The sequence below is a fragment of the Saccharothrix sp. AJ9571 genome, assembly GCF_021725495.1.
In the GTDB taxonomy this organism is placed as follows: Bacteria; Actinomycetota; Actinomycetes; order Mycobacteriales; family Pseudonocardiaceae; genus Amycolatopsis; species Amycolatopsis magusensis.
Genome location: NZ_CP091382.1, coordinates 3,044,560 through 3,064,440, shown reverse-complemented (window position 1 = coordinate 3,064,440; position 19,881 = coordinate 3,044,560). Strand labels below are relative to the sequence as shown.

Genomic DNA, 19,881 nt, shown 5'->3' with positions numbered 1-19,881 from the left:
CGCCGTGACGATCACTGCGGCGATGTTCGACTTCTCGGGGACCGTCTTCCGGCTGGAGCAGGACGAGACCTGGCTCACCGACCTCACCGACGACGGCGGCGCGCCGCTGGACCTCGAAGCCCAGACCGAGCTGATGCGGCGGATGACCGCCCCGGTCGGGCAGGTGGCCCGGTTCGACGACGAGCACCAGCACGCCTGGGAGAACCGCGACCTCGACGTCGAACTGCACCGCAAGGTCTACCTCGACGTGCTGCGCCAGTCCGGCGTGCCGGACCTGCGGCAGCGCGAGGCGCTCTACACCCGGCTGATCGATCCCGCGATGTGGACGCCGTACCCGGACACCGAGGCGGTGCTCAAGGGGCTCGCCGGTCGTGGCGTCAAGGTGGCCGTGATCAGCAACATCGCCTTCGACATCCGCCCGGCCTTCACCGCCCGCGGCTGGGACGCCTACGTGGACACCTTCGTGCTGTCCTTCGAGGTCGGCGCCATCAAACCGCAGCCGGAGATCTTCCAGGCCGCGCTCGACCAGCTGGGGGTCACCGGTCCGGAGGCGCTGATGATCGGTGACGCCGAGGAGGCCGACGGCGGTGCGCGGGCGCTGGGCTGCGCGTTCGCCCTGGTCGATCCGCTGCCGACGACCGAGCGCCCGGACGCCCTGCTGACCGCGCTGAGGACCCACCAGCTGCTCTGAAGCCGGATCGGTGCGACCACCGTCACGGCGAGCCCGTACCATTTCGGCGTGGCCCTACACCTATACGACACGGCGTCCAGGAGTGCGCGGGAGTTCCAGCCCGCCCGCAGTGGAACGGCGTCGATCTACCTGTGTGGTGCCACCGTGCAGGGCGTTCCGCACATCGGGCACGTCCGCGGCGCGCTGAACTACGACGTGCTCCGCCGCTGGCTTGTCCACAGTGGACTCGACGTGCTGTTCGTGCGCAACGTCACCGACATCGACGACAAGATCCTCACCAAGGCGGCGGCGAACGACCGGCCGTGGTGGGAATGGGCGGCGACGCACGAGCGCGCCTTCGAGGACGCCTACACCGCGCTCGGCTGCCTCCCGCCCTCGATCGCGCCGCGGGCCACCGGCCACGTGACGCAGATGATCGAGCTGATGCAGCGGCTGATCGACCGCGGGCACGCCTACGCCGCCGGCGGCGACGTGTACTTCTCGGTGAAGTCCTTCGACGGTTACGGCACCCTCTCCGGCCAGCAGCTCGACGACGTCCAGCAGGGCGAGAGCCTGGGCGAGGGCAAGCGCGACCCCCGCGACTTCACGCTGTGGAAGCGCGCGAAGCCCGGCGAGCCGTCGTGGCCGACACCGTGGGGTGACGGGCGGCCCGGCTGGCACCTGGAGTGCTCGGCGATGGCCACCGCGTACCTCGGTGGTGAGTTCGACATCCACGGTGGTGGCGTCGACCTGGTCTTCCCGCACCACGAGAACGAGCGCGCGCAGTCGAACGCGGCGGGCGACCCGTTCGCCCGCTTCTGGCTGCACAACGCCTGGGTGACCATGTCCGGCGAGAAGATGTCGAAGTCGCTGGGCAACGTGGTCTCCATCCCGGAGATGCTGCGGGACTACCGCGCCGTCGAACTGCGCTACTACCTGATCCAGCCGCACTACCGGTCGACGATCGAGTACTCCGACGCGGCGCTTTCCGAGGCGGCGCAGGGCTATCGCCGGATCGAGCAGTTCCTCCGGCGGGTGGCGGGCGCGACCGGCGCGGTCGAACCGGGCGAGCTGCCCGCGGAGTTCTCCGCGGCGCTCGACGACGACCTGTCCACCCCGCAGGCGTTCGCCGTGATGCACAACACCGTGCGTGACGGCAACGCCGCGCTGGACTCCGGCGATAACCAGCGGGCGCGTGCACTCGGCGCCTCGGTCCGCGCGATGACCGCGGTGCTCGGGGTCGACCCGCTCGACCCGCGCTGGGCGGCGGGTCAGGAAGGCCCGGCCAACCAGGCGCTGGCCGATCTCGTCTCGGGACTCCTCGAGACCAGGCAACAGGCCCGCAAGGAGCGGGACTTCACCCTCGCGGACTCCGTCCGCGCGTGGTTGCTCAACGCGGGTGTCGCGGTGGAGGACACCCCCAACGGTCCACAGTGGACCCTTAAGGACTCGTAGCAATGGCAGGCAACTCCCAGCGTCGCGGCGCGATTCGCAAGGAGGGCACCAAGAAGGGTGCCGTCAAGGGCTCGGGCGGCCAGCGGCGCAAGGGGCTCGAAGGCAAAGGCCCGACCCCCAAGGCCGAAATGCGCCCGGGGCACCCGAAGCAGCGGCGGGCCACGGCGAACGCGCGCGCGGCGAAGAGCCGCGCCGAGAAGGCCGAGGCCCCCGAACTGATCGCCGGGCGCAACCCGGTGGTCGAGGCGCTGCGCGCGAACGTGCCGGCGACCGCGCTGTACGTGGCGCTCAACATCGAGACCGACGACCGCGTCAACGAGGCCGTGCGGATGGCGGGCGACAAGGGCATCTCGATCCTGGAGATCCCGCGCGAGGAACTCGACCGCAAGACGAACCGGGCCATGCACCAGGGCCTCGGCTTGCAGGTGCCGCCGTTCGAGTACGCGCACCCGGACGACCTGCTGGTCGCCGCCCGCGACTCCGGCGAGCCGCCGCTGCTGGTGGCGCTCGACGGGGTGACCGACCCGCGCAACCTGGGCGCGGTGATCCGCTCGGCGGCCGCGTTCGGCGCGCACGGGGTCGTGCTGCCGGGCCGTCGCAGCGCGGGCATGACCGCGGTGGCGTGGCGGACGAGCGCGGGCACGGCGGCGAAGCTGCCGGTGGCGATGGCCACGAACCTGACCCGGCAGCTGAAGTCGTGGGCCCAGGAGGGCCTGATGATCGTCGGCCTGGACGCCGACGGCTCGATGGACATCGACGAGCTGAACCTGGCGACCGATCCGCTGGTGATCGTGCTGGGCTCGGAAGGGCGCGGGTTGTCGCGGCTGGTGCGCGAAAACTGTGACGCGACGGTGTCCATCCCGATGGCGGCCGGCGTCGAGTCGCTGAACGCCTCGGTGGCGGCCGGGGTGTTGCTGGCCGAAGTGGCTCGACTGCGGCGCGTGACCGGCCGGATCTGACCGCTGGCGCCGGTTCCCCTCGGCTAAGGTCACAGAACTGACACGTCACCAGGGGGAGCCGCTCGGCCATGTCGTTCGTTTCGCCGCTGTTCCTGTGGTACTTCATGCCGGCGGTGCTGGTCGCCGTGCTGTTGTGCCCGCGGAGCTGGCGGAACGGCATCATCGCGGTCGGCAGCCTGATCTTCTACGCCAGCGGTGCCGGGGCGTTCACCCTGCTGCTGCTGGCGTGCATGGTGCTGAACTACCTGGCCGGGCCGTCGCTGGAGCCGCACGAATGGGACCGCACCCGGGACGCGCGGCGGCGCGTGCTGTTGTTGTGCGTCATCGGCTTCAACGTCGGCATGCTGGTGGTGTGGAAGTACGCGGGGTTCGCCACCGAGCAGATCGCGTGGTTCGCGCAGGCGCTCGGCGGTGACTTCCCGATCGTGCAGCTGGCCCTGCCGATCGGGATCTCGTTCTACACCTTCCACCACATCTCGTACGTGGTCGACATCTACCGCGGTGAGCGGAAGGCGCTGCGCAACCCGGTGTCGTTCGCGACGTACATCTCGATGTTCCCGCAACTGGTCGCCGGGCCGATCGTGCGGTACCGGGAGATCGCCGACCAGCTGCCGCAGCACCGGTCGCACCGGCTCGACGACATCGCCGCCGGCTTCCCGCGGTTCGCGCTCGGGCTGTGCAAGAAGACGATCATCGCGGACTCGATCAGCCCGATGGTCGACGCGTGCTTTTCCACGCCGCCGGGTGACATGACGTTCGCGGTGGCGTGGCTGGGGGCGCTGGGGTACACGCTGCAGTTGTTCTTCGACTTCTCGGGTTATTCGGACATGGCGATCGGGCTGGGGCGGATGCTCGGGTTCCGGCTGCCGGAGAACTTCGCGCGGCCGTATTCGTCGGTCACCATCACCGAGTTCTGGCGGCGGTGGCACATGTCGCTGTCGCGGTGGTTCCGGGACTACGTCTACATCCCGCTGGGCGGCAACCGGGGCGGGGCGGGGAAGACGTACCGCAACCTGTGCATCGTGTTCGTCCTGACCGGCTTCTGGCACGGCGCGGACTGGACCTTCCTGGTGTGGGGCGCCTTCCACGGCGCGCTGCTGATCATCGAACGCGCCTTCGGCTGGTCGGCGGCCCCGGCCGACCGCTACGCCATGATCGCCCGGCGCGCGCTGACCTTCGTGCTGGTGGTCTTCGGCTGGGTGTTCTTCAAGTCGGCGGACCTGCCGCGGGCGCTGAACATGATCGGGCACATGCTCCTGCCCGACTTCGACGGCTTGACCGATGTGGTCGCCTCGGCACTGACGAACCAGCGGCTGGTGCTCCTGCTGGTCGCGATGGTGGTCGTATTCCTACCGGCGCACCCGGTGACCGGCCCACTGCTGGAGTCGTCCCGAAGCAAACCGGCCACTGGGCTGCGCATCGCGGTGATGACCGTGGGCCTGGTGTACGCGTCGATCCTGGTGGCCACGGGCACCTTCAGCCCGTTCCTGTACTACCAGTTCTGACGGCCCAGCCGGGTTGCGCCAAGTGTTGGCGGAACTTGGCCCAAGGTTGGCGCAGCTTTCGATTGGCATATGTAGTAGTTGAGCGCTCCGCGAGTGGCGCATCTGGTAGGCGACGAGCTTGCGCCCAGTGTTGGCGGAACTTGGCGGAGGCTTGACGCTGCGGTTGCGCCAAGTCGTAGACTGACTTGGACTTGCTGCCGCGGCCCGGGAGGACGGTGCCTCGTGAAGACACCGATGCCACCGCCTGACCTGTCCACGCTGCTCAACCGGCTCCGGCGGGACAAGCCCCGGCGCCTGCTCGAGCTGCTGACCCGGTACCGCCCCATCAACGTCAGCCAGGCGCCGTACCTGCCATGGGACGAGCTGCGCTTCCGCACCCCGCCGGAGGGGTTCGACGTCGAGGAATGGTGGCTGGCCACGCGCCTGCGCCGGAACAGCGTCCTGCGTCAGATTCCGCTGGTCGACGTACAGGGCGAACCCTTCGCCTACGCCCTGCCCGACGAAGTGCTGCGCCTGTCCGAGGAGATCACAAGGAACGCCAGCGGGCAGATCAGCACCAGTGAACAGGTCACCGATCACGACACCCGTGACCGGTACCTGATCAGCTCATTGATCGAAGAAGCGATCACCTCCAGTCAACTGGAAGGCGCCTCGACCGAACGGAGCGTGGCGAAGGAAATGCTTCGCAGCGGACGCGAACCCGTCACGGTCAGCGAAAGAATGATCGTCAACAACTACCACGCCATGACTCGCATCGGCGAACTCCGGAACGAAAAGCTCACCCCGGAACTCATCTGCGAGATCCACCGCATCGTCACCGAGGGAACCCTCGAGAACACGACGGCGTCCGGCCGTTTCCAGTCACCGGACGAGGAGCGCATCAACGTGCTCGACGAGACGGACAAGTTGCTCCACCGCCCTCCACCTGCCGAACTGTTGCCCGAGCGCATGGCCAAGCTGTGCGACTTCGCGAACGGCGAAACCGGCTCCGCCTACCTCCCACCGGTGCTTCGTGCGCTCACCATCCATTTCATGGTCGGGTACGAACACCCCTTCGAGGACGGGAACGGCAGAACCGCGCGCACACTCTTCTACTGGTCGATGCTCAACCAGGGTTTCTGGCTCACCGAGTTCCTCACGGTGTCCAAAATACTGCGGAAAGCGCCCGCCCGGTACGCTCGGAGTTTCCTCCACACCGAGCAGGACACCAACGACCTCACCTACTTCTTCCTCTACCACCTCGACGTGCTCAAGCGAGCGATCGAGGACCTGCAACAGCACCTGTCGGCCAAAATGGAGGAGGCTCGCCTCCTCCAGCAGTCCTTGGCCACCCTCCCCGGCGAGTTCAACCACCGGCAGGTCGCCGTGCTCGACAACGCGGTCAAGAACCCCGGTCAGAACTACACGGCGAGGTCACACGGCCGCAGCCACCGGGTGTCCGAAGAGACGGCCCGCAAGGATCTCGGCCAACTCGAGGAACGCGGCTTCCTGCTGCGCGTCAAAGCGGGCAAGAAGTTCGCCTGGCTTCCGGCTCCCGGCCTCGTGGGAAAGCTCAGCAAATAACCTCACCCGGCTTTGCGGAAGTGGTCGACCAGGCGGGAGTAGCTGTCGTGGGCGTGGCCGTTTTCGATGGCGGTGGTGACCAGGCGCTGGGTGTAGGCGGGGAGGTCCACATTGATGCCGCGGGCCGTGCTTTCTCGGAGCAGGTCGTTGACCGAGGGCAGGTGGTGTTGCAGGGCACCGAAATCGAGGGCGTACTGCTCACTGTCCACTTCGGAGGCGAGCATGGGCAGGTGGCCCAGCAGGGCCGACATGGAGGGGGCGGCGTTCGCCATGAAGTCGCTGACCGAAATGCCTGCGTCGGTCAGGAGGGCGGCGGCGTGCAGGAAACCGTTCAGGGCGCCCCACATGGTGTCGTGCACGGCCATGCCGTACAGGGTGGGGGCACCCGCGTCGGTGGAGATGTGGGTGCTGTGGCCGCCCAGCAGGTCCAAAGTGGACCGGAAATCCTCGAACACGGACACCGAACCGCCGTAGAAGATCACCGAGTCCGGGTGGCCGATGCCGGGGGCGATGGTCATGATCTGCCCGTGCAGGTATTCAACCCCGGCTGAAACCGCCCATTCGGCGACCTCCCGTGCTTCGAAGGAGGTGCCGTCCGTCAGGTTCAGCACCGAGCGTCCACGGAGGTCGCCGGCCGAGGCCAGCAGCGACCGCGCGACCGCGTTGCCCTTCACGCTGACCACGATCAGGCCGCCATCGGCGACGGCGTCAGCGACCGTCGGGGCCTCCCGTGCACCCGCCGGCGCCTTCCCCGGCGTGCGGTTCCACACCGTCGTCCGGTGCCCGCCCGCCACGAAGGCGGCGGCCAGCGCCGAACCCATCTCACCCAGTCCCAGCACGGTGATGCTCATCATCCACGTCCTTTCCGACGTCGTCGCACTTCAGCGACCGTAGGACGTCAAGCAAGGTCGAGGTAAAGCCCGGCATCCGACCGGGGGCTGGTTGCCCGCTCCACACCGGAATGAGAAGATCCGGGTCCGCCCGTCGACCGGCACCGGAAAGGAATCTCCGAGTTATGCCCGACCGCGTCGACGATTCTCCCCCGCTCGATTTCGCGCTCTACGGCCTGAGCGACACCTGGCAGGGCTCGCGCTGGCTGGCCGCGCTCGAGGGCAAGGCAGGCGAGCCGCTCTGGGCAGCCTGGCTCGGCCACTTCTCGAACGCGGCTGCGGTCTTCACCGGCTCGGCCGCCCGCGCCCGCCACGACGACCTGCACACCGCCCCCGGCTCGGACCGGCTCAGCCAGGTGGCCTTCACCGCCGCCTTCGCCATGTCCAACTTCACCCTGCCCAGCGCGCCCGACCAGCGCCCGGAGCCGGTGCTGGACGCGGTGGTCTCGGAGGTCGAGCACGCCGCGGCCGACCACGCGCGCTGGGAGAACGCCTCCTGGGAACTCGGCGGCGAACTCCTCGCCGCCAAGGTGTGGCGCTTCGCCGGCGCCTGGTGCGCCTTCTCCGACGCGCTGAACGACGAGTACCTGTTCGCCTACGGCATCGGCGTGGAACCGGACGACCTCGAGTTCAGCAGGGTCACCGACACCCAGCAGTACGGCTTCTCCCGCCGCCAGCGCCTCGGGCCCGCCGCGCTCGCCGAGATCAGGAAGCCGAATCTGCCGCGTCCGACGCGGCTGCACGAGGACCACCGGAAGCTCGTTTCCTGAGCCCACGCGCGACGAGCATGGCCGCGCCGATCAGCACGGCGGCGGCCCCGAACCCGATGCCCGTGTTGACGGCCCAGGCGAGGGGGCCGGGCAGGGCTTCCGGGGGTCGCGGCTCGGCCAGGCCCGCGGCGACGAAGGCAGTGGGCTGCGGCAGGCTCCGATCTTCATCCCCCACCCGCTCGGCGACCACCCGGCCGCGAATCGCGGTCAGCGGCAGCGCGGCGAGTTCCGGGTCGTCCACGAATGCCCGTGAATCGAACGCGTTTCCCCGGTTGTCCCCGAGCAGGAACACGGAATCAGGCGGCACATTCACCGAAAAGGGGAACACCCCGCGATCCGGGCCGAGGTACTCTTCGTGCACGGAAATTCCGTTCACGGTCATTCGATCCTGCTGATCACAACAGACCACGGTGTCCCCACCGAGACCGATCACCCGGCTGACCAGTTGCCCCTCCCGCTGCCACGCGCCGGCGTCCACGACGACCACGTCACCGCGGTGCACCTCCCCGGCTTCGGCCAGGAGCAGCAGGCTGCCCGGGGGGTAGGCCGCGCCCATCGAACCGTCTTCGGCGGCCGTCCGCACGGCCTGGTCCGAATCGGCCAGTGCGGCGGTGATGCGGGGGTGCAGGAAACCGAACGCCACCAGGAAGCCGCCGATGACCACCAACGGCAGCAGGATGAACGGCGCACCCCGCCACCACCACGGCCGGACGTCCGGTTCCGACAATTCTCCACCAACCCCAGGCACCGCATTCACCCCGCTCGAAGATCGCCAGCGAGAAAATATCGGCGACCAGTGGTAAATGGTGGGGTCGCGACAGAACCGTAGCGAAAGTCTCAGGCAAAGCTCAGAAGGTTGCTTGCCCTACTCACCTATGCCGGGCAACACATTGTTCAACGGCGGGTGCGAACGTTCGGGCAGCCACCGCCGGGTAAACCTGCGAGAATCGAGCGAAACGGCGACACGGCACGGGTGAGTCCTCTGACCTCGATCACGATCGGCATCGGCGTGGCGACCCTGGGTGCCCCGGGAGTCGAGGCACTGGCGGTCGCCGAAGACGGCCATCTGCTCGCATCCACGCTGGTCCCGCTGCCCGGCCCGGTCCGCCACGGCGCCGGGCGCAGCGAGCACGACCCGCGCACCTGGTGGCCCGCGGTCGAGCGCGCGCTCTGCCAGGTCACCGCGGACCTGCCTCGCGCGGAGATCGGCGCGGTGGCGGTCACGGCGACTTCGGGGACGATCGTCCCGGTCGACCGGCGCGGGCTGGCCGCCGGTCCGGCGCTGCTCCCGGACGACCGGCGCGGCGCCGAATTCAACAGCCGGGCCGCCGAACTCGGCGCCTCCCGCTGGGCGGCGCTCGGGCTGAGCCTGCCGCCGACGGCCGCGCTGGGCCGCGTCGCCTGGCTCGCCGAGCACGCCCGTGAGGCGGCCGGGATCCGGCACGTGCCGGAGTTGATCGGGCAGCAGCTCACCGGTTCACGGGTCGCGACGGACGCCGCGAACGCGCTGTGGACCGGCTACGACCCGCTCACCGGCGAATGGGCGAGCGAGGTGCACGACGCCCTCGGGGTGCCGCCGAAGTGGCTGCCGGAGGTGGCGCGCCCGGCGACCGTGCTCGGCACCGTCTCCCGCACCACCGCCGCGCTGACCGGCCTGCCGAAGAACTGCCCCGTGGTGGCCGGGATGACCGCGAGCTGCGCGGGGCAGATCGCCGCGGGCGCGGTGTCCCCCGGCCGGTTCGCCGCCCTGCTCGGGCCGACGTATGTCCTCAAAGGAGTAACCGAGGCACTGGTGCCGGATCCCAGCGGGACGCTGCACAGCCATCGGCACCCGGACGGCTGGTGGTTGCCGGGCGGGACCTCGGACCTCGGCCAGGAACCCTTTCGGGACACCGATCGGCTGGACGAAGCGGCTGCCGCTCGCGGACCCGCCGGACTGGTGGTCTACCGGGAAAGCCGGAGCACCGGGGAAAGCCGCGTGCACACCACGGCCGAACCGGCGGACGAGGTGGAACTGCACCGCGCCCGGCTGGAGGGCGCCGCCTTCGTCGAGCGGCTCGCGCTGGACCACCTGCGGCGGCTGGGCATCGAGCCCACCGGACCGCTGCTGAGCACCGGCCCCGGCACCAGCAGTCTGTTGTGGACGCAGATCAGGGCCACCCTGACCGGACTGGTCATCGAGGTGGCCCCGCACGGGGATCCGGCCTACGGCGCGGCACTGCTGGCCGCGGCCGGCGTGCGGCCCGGTGGGCTGCGCACGACCGGCGGCGGCACGCTGGTCGAACCGGTGGTGGCCGAGCAGCCGGCGCTCTCGGCCTCCTACCACCGGTTCTGCCGCGAACTACACGATCGTGGCTGGATCGACGACGAACTTCACGCGGTCACGACGAGCTGACCGGTGACGGCTTCGGCGACGGGGTCTTCACCGGCGCCTTCGCCTGCTCGGCTTCCTCCGGCTCGGGCGGGCCGAGCTGCTTGACCGCTTCGAGCACGGCGCTCTGCGCGGCGCTGATCCGTTCGGTGACGCGGCGGCGCAGGTCCAGCGCCAGTTCGCGGTCCTTGGTGGCCGCGGCGAGCTTCTTCTCGGCGTCGGCGAGCAGGCTCTGCGCCCGCGCCATGACCTCGGCCTCCTGCTTCTCCAGTACGGCTTCGGCCTCCGACTTGCGGGCGAGCAGCTCGTCCGTGGCCTTCTGGTCCGCTTCGTCGCGGCGGCCCTGCGCCTGCTCGTCGAGCCTGCGGCGGTCTTCGGCAGCGGCCTCGTTGAGCTTCTCGATCTCGGCCCGGCCGTCGGCGAGCAGCTGCTCGTGCTCGGCGGTGCGGTCCTTGGCCAGCTGTTCGGCGGCGCGGCGGGCGTCGCGCGAGTACTTGTCGGCCTCTTCCCTGGTGGCGGCGGCGTCTTCCTCCGCCTTCGCGCGCAGCTCGGCGATCTCCTCCTCGGCGAGCTGCATCATCATGCGGACCCGCTCGGCCATCGCGGAGGCCCCGGTGGGGCTCGCGGTCAGCCGGGCGAGACCGCCTTTTGCTTCATCGAGTTCCTTTTGCGCGTAGCTGAGCGCCTTGGACAACTCGGCGACCGAAGCCAGCGCCTCATCACGACCTCGCGAAGCGGCTTTCAGGTCGGCCGACATGCGCGAAAAGCGCTCGTCGACCTGACGCTGGTTGTATCCGCGGCGAGTCATTTCGAACTGGGCGGGGCCGGGAGCCGGAGCCGGGGCGGTCTTGTCGGCAGCAACCATTCGTGCACTGTAGTGACGCGAGGGCTCGCAGCCCATACCGCCATCCGGGGTATCGGTTACTGTTGTCGCGCGGCCAACGAGTGGAGGGTCCGTGCGCGCCATCCTCGACGACATCGCCGCGCATTGGCACGTCTACGCGACGATGCCGATCATCGCGGCGCTCATCGGATACGTCACCAAACGCGTGGCCATCAAGATGATGTTCAAACCGCTCGAATTCCGCGGCATACCGCCATTCCTCGGCTGGCAGGGCGTCATCCCGGCGAACGCGCGGCGAATGGCGACCACCGCGGTCGCGCTGCTCACCAGCCACCTGGTGAACCCGCGCGAACTGTTCGCCAGGCTCGATCCGGACCGGATGGTCGCCGAGCTGGAGGAGCCGCTGCTGCGAGCGGTCGAGGACGTCACCCGCGAGGTGATGGAGCAGCACCAGCCCCGGTTGTGGGAACTGCTGCCCGCCAGGGCGCAACGCCTGCTGCTCGACCGGATCCGCGCGCAGGCGCCGAAGGTGGTCGCGCGGCTGCTGCGCGAGGTCTCCGCCAACATCGACGACGTTCTCGACGTGGACCACATGCTGATCGAGGCGATGGTCCGCGACAAGGCGCTGACCGTGCGGCTGATCGAAGAGGTGGCCCAGCCGGAACTCCGGTTCATCGCCCGATCGGGTGTCTACTTCGGATTCGTCATCGGACTGGTGCAGTTCGCCGCGTGGGCGCTGACCAAGGAACCGTTGATCATGCCGCTGTTCGGTTTCCTCACCGGATTCGTCACCGACTGGCTCGCGTTGAAGATGATCTTCTTCCCGCGTGAGCCGAAGGGCTTCCTGTTCTTCCGCTGGCAGGGCCTGTTCCAGAAGCGCCGCACGCAGGTCGCCCAGGACTACGGCACGCTCATCGCCGACGAGGTGCTGACCATGTCGAACGTGCTGGAGGCCGTGCTCACCGGGCCCAAGTCGGACAAGCTGTTCGCGCTCATCCAGCGCGAGGTGCAGCGGACCATCGACGAGCAGGCGAGCATCGCCAAGCCGCTGGTCGCGCTGACCGTCGGCGGCCGGGAGTACCAGGAACTCAAGCGAGCCGCCGCCGCGAAGGCGATCGAGCACCTGCCGGAGACCGTGAAGCACCTGGAGCAGTACGCCACCGAAGCGCTCGACGTGCGCAACACGATCGTGGACCGGATGACCAGGCTGAGCCCGCTGGAGTTCGAAGGCATCCTGCGCCCGGCGTTCCGGCAGGACGAGTGGAAGCTGATCGCGGTCGGCGCGGTGATCGGCGGCATCGTCGGCGAACTACAAGTGCTCCTGCTGCTGCACTGACCGCCGCCCCGATGTCACCGCTCCACTGGACACAAATGTGGCTTTCGGGGCGATATCGGCCCCCAAAGCCACATTCGTGACACAGCCCAGCCCCACCAACACCGCCGCCACCAGCAGCACCGCCACCACCACCAGCGCAACCGCCCCACCAGCACAACCGACCACCCGCCCACCAGCACAACCGCCGCCCGGGGCACCCCACCAGGGACCCGCCCAGACCCCCCACCCCGCCCCGGTCCACAGCCAAAAACACGGCGAAGACCTCGATGCCCAGGCATCTTTCCCGCCTTGACATCGAGGTCTTCGCCGTAGTCACACTGAAAACCCGGGGCGGCCCCATCCCACCCGTCCCGAAAGCCCCCAAAAGCCCCCCGCTACCGTGCACGCGACAAGCAGTGAGGGGGAACACGGTGGACGCGGTGCTGGCTGACTTCGCCGAGCACTGGCCGCTGTACGCGCTGATCCCGTTCATCGCCGCGCTGATCGGGTACGTGACCAAGCGCGTGGCCATCGAGATGATGTTCCGGCCCCTCGAATTCGTCGGCCTCAAGCCGTTCTTCGGCTGGCAGGGCGTGGTGCCCAAGCACGGCGGGCGGATGGCGTCGGTGGCCACCGACCTGCTCACCGCGAACCTGCTCGACCTCAAGGAGATCGTCGACCGGATCGACCCGGACAAGATCGCCGGTGAACTCGAGCAGCCGCTGCTGCGCGCGGTCGACGAGATCGCGCGGGACGTGCTCGCCGAGTACCACCCGCGGATGTGGGAAGCCCTGCCCACCATGGCGCAGGAACTGATCATCAAGCAGCTGCAGGCGTCGGCCCCGCGGGTCGTGCGCGAGCTGATGCTGGAGATCCGCGAGAACCTCGACGAGGTCCTGGACGTCAAGGACATGACCGTCCAGCACCTGACCAGGGACAAGGCCCTGCTGGTGCGGTTGATCCGGGAGACCTCGCGCCCGGAGATGGCGTTCATCGCGCGCACCGGCATCTACTTCGGCTTCGGGCTCGGCCTGGTGCAGGCCGTGGTGTGGGCGGTGACCAAGGAGCCGTGGGTGCTGCCGATCTTCGGCGGCTGCATCGGGCTGTTCACCGACTGGCTGGCGATCAAGCTGATCTTCGTGCCGCGTGAACCGGTGCGCGTGCTGCCGCGGGTGACCCTGCAGGGCAAGTTCCAGCAGCGGCGGACCGAGGTCGCGCGGCAGTACGGCGAGCTGATCGCCCACGAGGTGCTGACCGTGCACAACCTGGTCGACGCGATCCTGCGCGGGCCGCGGTCGGACCGGCTGGTGGCGATGGTGCAGCGCATGGTGGCCAAGGCCATCGACGAGCAGACCAGCGTGGCCAGGCCGGTGGTGGCGCTGACCATCGGGCAGCAGCGGCTGGCCGAGATGAAGCAGGCGGCGGCCGAGCGGGCGGTGCGGCGGCTGCCGGAGACCGTCCGGTACGCCGAGGGCTACCTGACCAGGGCGATGGACGTGGCGCACATGGTCGAGGAGCGCATGCTCAACCTCACGCCCCAGGAGTACGAGAACCTGCTGCGCCCGGCGTTCCGGCAGGACGAGTGGAAGCTGATCGCGGTCGGCGGGGTGATCGGTTTCCTCGTCGGTGAACTGCAGGTCCTGCTCATGCTCCACTGAGTACGGTGGGGGCGTGTCCCGACGACCCCAGCAGCTGCCCGCGGTGCACGAAGCCTGGCTGCCCCGCGAACACGCCCTCTACCGGCCCCGCCACAGCGGCCGCCAGCGGACGGCGCTGATCTGCGCACTCGCCTTCTTCGTCACGCCGACGCTGCTCTGGGTGTTCGGCGCACGACCCGCCGAGATCGAGAACCACAGCCTCAAGTCCTTCCCCAGCTTCTCCGACGGCTGGGGCATGGTCACCGACCTGCCCGAATGGGCCACCGACCAGCTGATCTTCCGCAGTGGCGCGATCCAGGCCGCGGACGGGATCAGCCGGACGCTGTTCGGCGAATCGGCTCCGCTGGACCAGGGTGGCGCGCCGAAGTCCGGGCCGCTGCCGGGCAGCCCGCCGCCGCCCGCGGGGGAGCAGCCGCCGGTCGGACCGGGCGGGCCGACCAACGGCGACGCCGGGTTCCGCCAGGTCGTGGAGGGGTCGGACGGCTGGCTGTACTACGGCTACGACGCCGAGGCGAAGTGCTCACCGACCCGCAGCCTCGCCGAGACGACCGGCCAGCTGGCCAAGCTGCGGGCCGCGGTGGAGAACTCCGGACGCCAGTTCGTGCTGGTGGTGGCCCCGGACAAGACCACGATGGTGCCGCAGCACCTGCCCTCGACCTATCCCGGCAAGGACTGCGTCACCAGCGCCACGCCGGAGCTGTGGAACCGGATCGTCGGCCAGGCCGGCGCGGTCGACCTGCAGCCGTACCTCCACGACGCGCAGCGGAAGATGAACCGCCCGATCTACCCGTCGAACGACTCGCACTGGACCGACGAGGGCGCGATCGTGCTGTCGCGGCAGGTGGCCGAGGCGATCCGGCCGGGCGTGACCCGGCTCTGGCAGACCCCGTTGTTCGGCGAATACACCATCGACGCCGACCTCCCGCCGCTGCTCGGCAAGCGCGCGCCGAAGACGAACACCAAGTACGAGCTGCGCCCCGACGGCGTCGACGACCGCGCGGCCGAACCGGTGGACAACATGGAGGACCCGCAACGCCGCACGCAGCGCCCGCTGCCCGGCATGGTGACCAAGAAGACGCTGCTCTACGGCGACTCGTTCATCAAGGTCAGCTCGCGGTACCTGACCGCCGCGTTCAGCGACGTGACCCTGCTCGCCTACCACAACCAGCGCAACGACACCTCGGCCGCGGTGAAGGCCTTCGCCGACTCCGAGGTGGTGGTGCTGGAGGTGGTCGAGCGCGGGATCGCCGCCGGGAACCTGCCGTTCCTGCAGGACGGGTTCATCGACTCGGTGCGGACGCAGCTGGCAGCGAAACCGATTCGCTGAGCTGTTCCCGCTTGCGGGCGCGCCCGCGCGCGTAGGAGATGATCCGGCAGACCAGGTAGATCAGGAACGAGATCGCGGTGACGAAGGCGCTGGCCGGGGCGCCGGGCGCCAGCGAGAGGACGATCCCGCCGAGCGCGGCCACTTCGGCGAACACGATCGCCAGCACGGTCGCGCGCAGCGGGCTGGCGGTGACCCGCGCGGCCGCCGCGGCCGGGGTCACCATCAGCGCGACCACCAGCAGCGCGCCGACGATCTGCACGCCGATCGCGGTCGCGATGCCGACCAGCACGGCGAAGATCACCGACAGGGTGTGCACCGGCACGCCGCGCGCGAGCGCCACCGAACGGTCCACGCTGGCGAACAGCAGCGGCCGGTAGATCACCGCGAGCACAGCCAGCACCACCGCGGCGGCGATCACCAGCACGGTGGCGTCGACCGAGTCCACGGACATGATCTGCCCGGTCAGGATGCCCATCTTGTTCGCCGCGCGCCCGGGGTAGATCCACAGGAACAGCACGCCGAGGCCGAGCCCGAAGGACAGGATCGCGCCGATCACCGAGTCGCGTTCGGACTCCCGGCCGCCGAGCAGGCCGAGCAGCAGCGCGGCGGCGACGGCACCGGCGAGCGCGCCGTACTCCACGCCGATGCCGAGCAGCAGCGCGCCCGCCGCGCCGGTGAACGCCAGTTCCGCGGTGCCGTGCACGGCGAACGACATCCGGCGCATCACGATCAGCGGGCCGAGCAGTCCGGCGACCACCCCGAGCACGGCGGCCGCGAGCAGGCCGCTCTGCACGAAGGGCAGGCCGAGCAGGCGCCCGGTGAGCGCGAAGTCGAAGAGCTTGTCCATTCAGGAAACCTGGTCGGTGAGGTGGTGGGGTTCGTCCTCGCAGAGCGCGCTCTGCGCGCCGGCGACGTGGATCTGCCCGCCGACCCGCAGCACCTCGACGTGGGTGCGGTACAGCTCGGACAGCGTCGCCGAACTCATCACCTCGTCGGGGGTGCCGATGCGGAACTCCCCGTTCACCAGGTACAGCACCCGGTCCACATAGGACAGGATCGGGTTGATCTCGTGCGTGACGAAGAGGACGGCGGTGTCGGCCTTGCGACGCCGCTCGTCGATCAGGCCGCTGACCACCCGCTGGTGCGCGAGGTCCAGCGAGAGCAGCGGCTCGTCGCAGAGCAGCACTTCGGGATCACCGATCAGCGCCTGCGCCACCCGGAGCCGTTGCTGCTCACCGCCGGAAAGGCGGCCGACGGGTGAATTCGCGTAGGCCTCGGCGCCGACGGATTCGAGGGCGTCGGCGATCCGGCGGCGGCGCTTCGACAGTCCGAAGAGGCCGGTGCCCCAGCGGTGCCCGTCGAGGCCGAGGCCGACGAGATCGGTGCCGCGCAGGGTCAGGCCCTCGTCGAGCGCGCGTTGCTGCGGGATGTAGCCGATGTTCGGGTTGCTGCCGCCGGGCGCGTGCCCCGCCACGCGGACCGAGCCCGCGGTCAGGCCCTGCTGGCCGAGCAGGACCCGCAGCAGGCTGGTCTTGCCCGACCCGTTGGGGCCGAGCACGGCGAGGAACTCCCCCGGCTGCACCTGGAGGTCCAGACCGGACCACAGCGTGCGCTCGCCGAAGCGCAGGCGCGCGCCGGAGATTTCGACGGCAGGCCGGGTCATCGGCCCAGCGCCGCGGCCAAGTCGTTCACCTCTTGGGTCATCCAGGCAATGTAGTCGGTGACCCCGGCGGGCAGCGTCTCGGTCACGTCGACCACCGGCACGCCGGCGTTCTTCGCGGTGGTCACCAGTTGCTCGGTCACCGGGCTGGTGGTCTGGGCGTTGTTGATCACCGCGTGCACCTGCTTGCCGGAGACGAGCTGGTTCATCGCGTCCTGCGCGGCCGCGGGCACCTCGGATTCCTCTTCGATGGCCTTGGCGAACTCCGGCGGCGTGGCGTCGGCGACCTTCGCGGTCTCGAGCAGGTAGTGCGCGATCGGCTCGGTGGCGACCACCTTGCGGTCCGGGTTGGCGGTGCCGATCTGCCCGGCCTGCTTGGTCAGCTCGTCGAGCTTGCCCTTGAACTGCGTGGCGTTGGCGGTGAACACGCCGGCGTCGGCGGGCTGCAGTTCACCCAGCTGGGTGGCGATCTGGTCGGCGACCTTGCTCACCGTGGGCAGGTCGTACCAGACGTGCTCGTTGGCACCGCCGTGCTCGTGGGCGTGGCCTTCCTCGTGGGCTTCTCCGGCGTGGGCCTCACCTTCGTGGGCCTCACCTTCGTGGGGCTCGGGGGCCGCGGAGGCTTCGGGGGCGGGTTCCTCGTGGGCGTGGCCGCTGACGTCGAAGGCGACCACCTTGCGCGCGTCCGGCGCCTGGTCAGCCATCTGGGTGAAAAACTCGTCGTAGCCCCCGCCGTTGGCCAGCAGCAGCTTGGCGCCGGTGACGTCGGCCGCATCCTCCGGCGTGGACTGGTAGGAGTGCGGATCGCCGCTCGGGTCGTCGATGATCGCCTTCACCGAGACCTTGTCGCCGCCGACCGCGGTCACCACGCTGCCCCAGACGTTCGTCGAGACCACCACCGGGACCTTGCCGTCCGCGGTGGCGGCCTGCTCACCGTTACCGCAGGCCACCGCCCCGAAGGCGAGCGCGGCGACGGCCGTGGTGGTGGCGGCCAGGCGGTACGGGCGGCGAGAGGTCATGGTGGTTCTCCTGAACGGGGGCGGTCCGTGCACCGCCAGTAGCTAATGGAAACCGTTGTCGAATTCACTTTACCGCATCGGGTGATGGGGGCAGATCAACTGTGACCAGGACCCGCTTCACCATCGGGAACTGAACCGTTACGGTGACCGGATGGGTCGTCCAATTCGCACCAGGCGGCAGGCGACGCTGGCGTCACTGGCGGCCGAGTTGGGCGTGTCCAGGACCACGGTGTCCAATGCCTACAACCGGCCCGATCAGCTCTCCCCCGAGCTGCGCCGCCGCGTGCTGGAAACCGCACGACGGCTGGGATATCCCGGCCCGGACCCGGTGGCCAGGTCGCTGCGCACCCGCAAGGCGGGCGCGGTCGGGCTGCTGCTCACCGAGAACCTCTCCTACGCCTTCCGCGACCCCGCCGCCATAGGAGTCCTCGAAGGCCTCGCGCTGGCCTGCGAAGACGCCGGCGTCGGCCTGCACCTGGTGCCCGCCAGCCCGGGTCGCGAGGACGTCGCGGCCGTGCACCGCGCCGGGGTCGACGGTTTCGTCGTCTACTCCGTACCCGACGACGACCCGCACCTCGCCGCGGTGTTGCAGCGGCCGGTGCCCACGGTGATCGTCGACCAGCCGCGGGTGGAGGGCGTGGACCGCGTCGGCCCGGACGACGCCGCCGCCATCACCGGCCTGGCCAACCACCTCGTCGAACTCGGCCACCGCCAGGTCGGCGTGCTGTGCATGCGGCTGGCCCGCGAGCGCAACGACGACTTCGCCTCGGTGCCGCGCCAGCGCGAGGCCCACTTCCACGTGCAGCGCACCCGGCTGGCCGCGCTGGCGAAGGCCTTCGAGGTCGTCGGCGTGGACTGGTCGAGCGTGCCGGTGGTCGAACGCTTCGAGCACACCGTGGACGACGGCGCTTCCGCCGCCCGGCAGCTGCTGGACGCGTATCCGCAGGTCACCGCCGTGATCTGCACCTCGGACATCCTCGCGCTCGGCGCGCTCGCCGAAGCCGACCGCCGCGGCCTGCGGGTACCCGCCGAGCTGACGGTGACCGGCTTCGACGGCATCGCCGAGGCCGAGCGGCACGGCCTGACCACCGTGCACCAGCCCGTGCTGGACAAGGGCAGGGCGGCCGGGAAGCTGCTGCTGGCCTCGGCCGAGCACGGGGCACCGCGGGTGATCACCCTGCCGACGGAGCTGAAGGTCCGCTCGACCTCAGCCCCGCCGCGCACCGCCGAGCAGATGTGGTTCGGTCCCTAAGCGACACGCCCCAGCAGGTTCACCAAGCGCGTGGTCTCGTCGGCGCCAGCCGAGCTGCGGACGGCCGGATCGAACACGCCGTCCGTGCCTTCACCGCCGAACGGGCGTACGTAGTCGTCCACCTTGCGCACCAGTTCGAGGTCGAGCGCGGGCGGCACCCCGAGCGCGGTGGCCAGGTCCCAGCTGTGCACCAGGATCTCGGTGAGGAAGAACGTGTCGAGCATGGTGCTCAACGGCACCCGGCCCACCGGTGCGGCCACTTCCACGGTGGAGTCCGCCTTCGCGAGCACGTCCTCCAGCCCCTGGCGCGCCTCCCGCCACGCGGCTACCGGGTCGGCCTCACGGGTCTCCTTCCCCGCCTGCGGGAAATCGGCCCCCAGCACGAGTTCACGGCCGAGCCGCACCACGGTGATGACGTGCCCGGCCAGGTCGGCGATCGCCCACTTCGCACAGGGTGTGGGCCGTTCCCAGCCGTCGGCGGGCACGGCGGTGAGCAGCTGCTCGAACCGGTCCAAAGCGATCTTGATGGTCATTTCGTTCCCTTCGTCGGACGGGCTTTCACCAGCCCGACGAACGAGGTCCCGGCAGACCGACCCCAAGCCCGCCCGTCGCCCACCGCCACC

Annotated in this window: 18 protein-coding genes; 11 read left to right on the top strand and 7 right to left on the bottom strand. The window is 69.7% G+C overall.

Translation table 11 applies throughout. From position 1 onward, the window contains the following. Positions 1 to 4 precede the first annotated feature (4 nt). The 5 genes from L3Q67_RS13700 to L3Q67_RS13680 all read left to right on the top strand — a co-directional run bounded on the left by L3Q67_RS13700 (position 5) and on the right by L3Q67_RS13680 (position 6,152). The gene (locus L3Q67_RS13700) at positions 5 to 691 is read left to right on the top strand and encodes an HAD family hydrolase (protein ID WP_499189858.1); all 687 of its coding nucleotides are present in this window, start codon (positions 5 to 7) and stop codon (positions 689 to 691) included. A 48-nt stretch (positions 692 to 739) separates the two neighbouring features. Next, positions 740 to 2,125, top strand: coding sequence for a cysteine--tRNA ligase (gene cysS, locus L3Q67_RS13695; RefSeq protein ID WP_499189857.1), 1,386 nt, complete (start codon positions 740 to 742; stop codon positions 2,123 to 2,125). 2 nt (positions 2,126 to 2,127) lie between these two features. Next, positions 2,128 to 3,084 carry a TrmH family RNA methyltransferase gene (rlmB, locus tag L3Q67_RS13690; protein ID WP_499189856.1) on the top strand — a complete coding sequence of 319 codons (957 nt, stop codon included), beginning with the start codon at positions 2,128 to 2,130 and terminating at the stop codon, positions 3,082 to 3,084. 68 nt (positions 3,085 to 3,152) lie between these two features. After that, complete coding sequence (locus tag L3Q67_RS13685) at positions 3,153 to 4,589, top strand: MBOAT family O-acyltransferase (RefSeq protein ID WP_499189855.1); 1,437 nt, start codon at positions 3,153 to 3,155, stop codon at positions 4,587 to 4,589. A 234-nt stretch (positions 4,590 to 4,823) separates the two neighbouring features. Continuing rightward, entirely contained in the window at positions 4,824 to 6,152 is a 1,329-nt protein-coding gene (locus L3Q67_RS13680) for a Fic family protein (RefSeq protein ID WP_499189854.1), read from the top strand. A gap of 2 nt (positions 6,153 to 6,154) precedes the next feature. Here L3Q67_RS13680 and L3Q67_RS13675 read toward each other — a convergent pair whose 3' ends face one another. Then, positions 6,155 to 7,003, bottom strand: a complete 849-nt coding sequence (locus L3Q67_RS13675) for an NAD(P)-dependent oxidoreductase (protein ID WP_499189853.1) — start codon at positions 7,001 to 7,003, stop codon at positions 6,155 to 6,157. A gap of 164 nt (positions 7,004 to 7,167) precedes the next feature. Here L3Q67_RS13675 and L3Q67_RS13670 point away from each other — a divergent pair, with 164 nt between their 5' ends. Beyond that, entirely contained in the window at positions 7,168 to 7,812 is a 645-nt protein-coding gene (locus tag L3Q67_RS13670) for a hypothetical protein (RefSeq protein WP_499189852.1), read from the top strand. Here L3Q67_RS13670 and lepB read toward each other — a convergent pair. Continuing rightward, positions 7,748 to 8,539 carry a S26 family signal peptidase gene (gene lepB / locus L3Q67_RS13665; RefSeq protein WP_499189851.1) on the bottom strand — a complete coding sequence of 264 codons (792 nt, stop codon included), beginning with the start codon at positions 8,537 to 8,539 and terminating at the stop codon, positions 7,748 to 7,750. The two genes, L3Q67_RS13670 and lepB, sit on opposite strands and share 65 nt — an antisense overlap. Positions 8,540 to 8,785: 246 nt before the next feature. Here lepB and L3Q67_RS13660 point away from each other — a divergent pair, with 246 nt between their 5' ends. Beyond that, positions 8,786 to 10,207: an acetate and sugar kinases/Hsc70/actin family protein gene (locus L3Q67_RS13660; protein WP_499189850.1), complete on the top strand. Its 1,422-nt coding sequence runs from the start codon at positions 8,786 to 8,788 to the stop codon at positions 10,205 to 10,207. Here the strand turns inward: L3Q67_RS13660 and L3Q67_RS13655 are convergent. Continuing rightward, positions 10,194 to 11,048: a coiled-coil domain-containing protein gene (locus L3Q67_RS13655; protein ID WP_499189849.1), complete on the bottom strand. Its 855-nt coding sequence runs from the start codon at positions 11,046 to 11,048 to the stop codon at positions 10,194 to 10,196. The two genes, L3Q67_RS13660 and L3Q67_RS13655, sit on opposite strands and share 14 nt — an antisense overlap. 142 nt (positions 11,049 to 11,190) lie before the next feature. Here L3Q67_RS13655 and L3Q67_RS13650 point away from each other — a divergent pair, with 142 nt between their 5' ends. From L3Q67_RS13650 to L3Q67_RS13640, 3 genes are all read left to right on the top strand, one after another. Beyond that, entirely contained in the window at positions 11,191 to 12,363 is a 1,173-nt protein-coding gene (locus tag L3Q67_RS13650; protein WP_499191527.1) for a DUF445 domain-containing protein, read from the top strand. Between the two features lie 410 nt (positions 12,364 to 12,773). Beyond that, positions 12,774 to 14,000, top strand: coding sequence for a DUF445 domain-containing protein (locus tag L3Q67_RS13645; protein WP_499189848.1), 1,227 nt, complete (start codon positions 12,774 to 12,776; stop codon positions 13,998 to 14,000). A 13-nt stretch (positions 14,001 to 14,013) separates the two neighbouring features. Beyond that, positions 14,014 to 15,327 carry an alginate O-acetyltransferase AlgX-related protein gene (locus tag L3Q67_RS13640; protein WP_499189847.1) on the top strand — a complete coding sequence of 438 codons (1,314 nt, stop codon included), beginning with the start codon at positions 14,014 to 14,016 and terminating at the stop codon, positions 15,325 to 15,327. On the opposite strand, the gene L3Q67_RS13635 is transcribed toward L3Q67_RS13640, so the two are convergent. The 3 genes from L3Q67_RS13635 to L3Q67_RS13625 are packed head-to-tail and all read right to left on the bottom strand — an operon-like array spanning position 15,281 to position 18,006. Then, on the bottom strand, positions 15,281 to 16,174 hold the full coding sequence (locus L3Q67_RS13635) for a metal ABC transporter permease (RefSeq protein ID WP_499189846.1): 894 nt from the start codon (positions 16,172 to 16,174) through the stop codon (positions 15,281 to 15,283). The genes L3Q67_RS13640 and L3Q67_RS13635 overlap by 47 nt on opposite strands. Further along, positions 16,175 to 16,990: a metal ABC transporter ATP-binding protein gene (locus L3Q67_RS13630; RefSeq protein WP_499189845.1), complete on the bottom strand. Its 816-nt coding sequence runs from the start codon at positions 16,988 to 16,990 to the stop codon at positions 16,175 to 16,177. Continuing rightward, a complete protein-coding gene (locus tag L3Q67_RS13625; protein ID WP_499189844.1) occupies positions 16,987 to 18,006 on the bottom strand; it encodes a TroA family protein in 1,020 nt (339 codons plus the stop codon). Before L3Q67_RS13625 ends, L3Q67_RS13630 begins: the two co-directional genes overlap by 4 nt. Positions 18,007 to 18,157: 151 nt before the next feature. Here L3Q67_RS13625 and L3Q67_RS13620 point away from each other — a divergent pair, with 151 nt between their 5' ends. Next, the gene (locus tag L3Q67_RS13620) at positions 18,158 to 19,258 is read left to right on the top strand and encodes a LacI family DNA-binding transcriptional regulator (RefSeq protein WP_499189843.1); all 1,101 of its coding nucleotides are present in this window, start codon (positions 18,158 to 18,160) and stop codon (positions 19,256 to 19,258) included. On the opposite strand, the gene L3Q67_RS13615 is transcribed toward L3Q67_RS13620, so the two are convergent. Then, complete coding sequence (locus tag L3Q67_RS13615; RefSeq protein ID WP_499189842.1) at positions 19,255 to 19,791, bottom strand: DinB family protein; 537 nt, start codon at positions 19,789 to 19,791, stop codon at positions 19,255 to 19,257. The genes L3Q67_RS13620 and L3Q67_RS13615 overlap by 4 nt on opposite strands. Positions 19,792 to 19,881 lie beyond the last annotated feature (90 nt).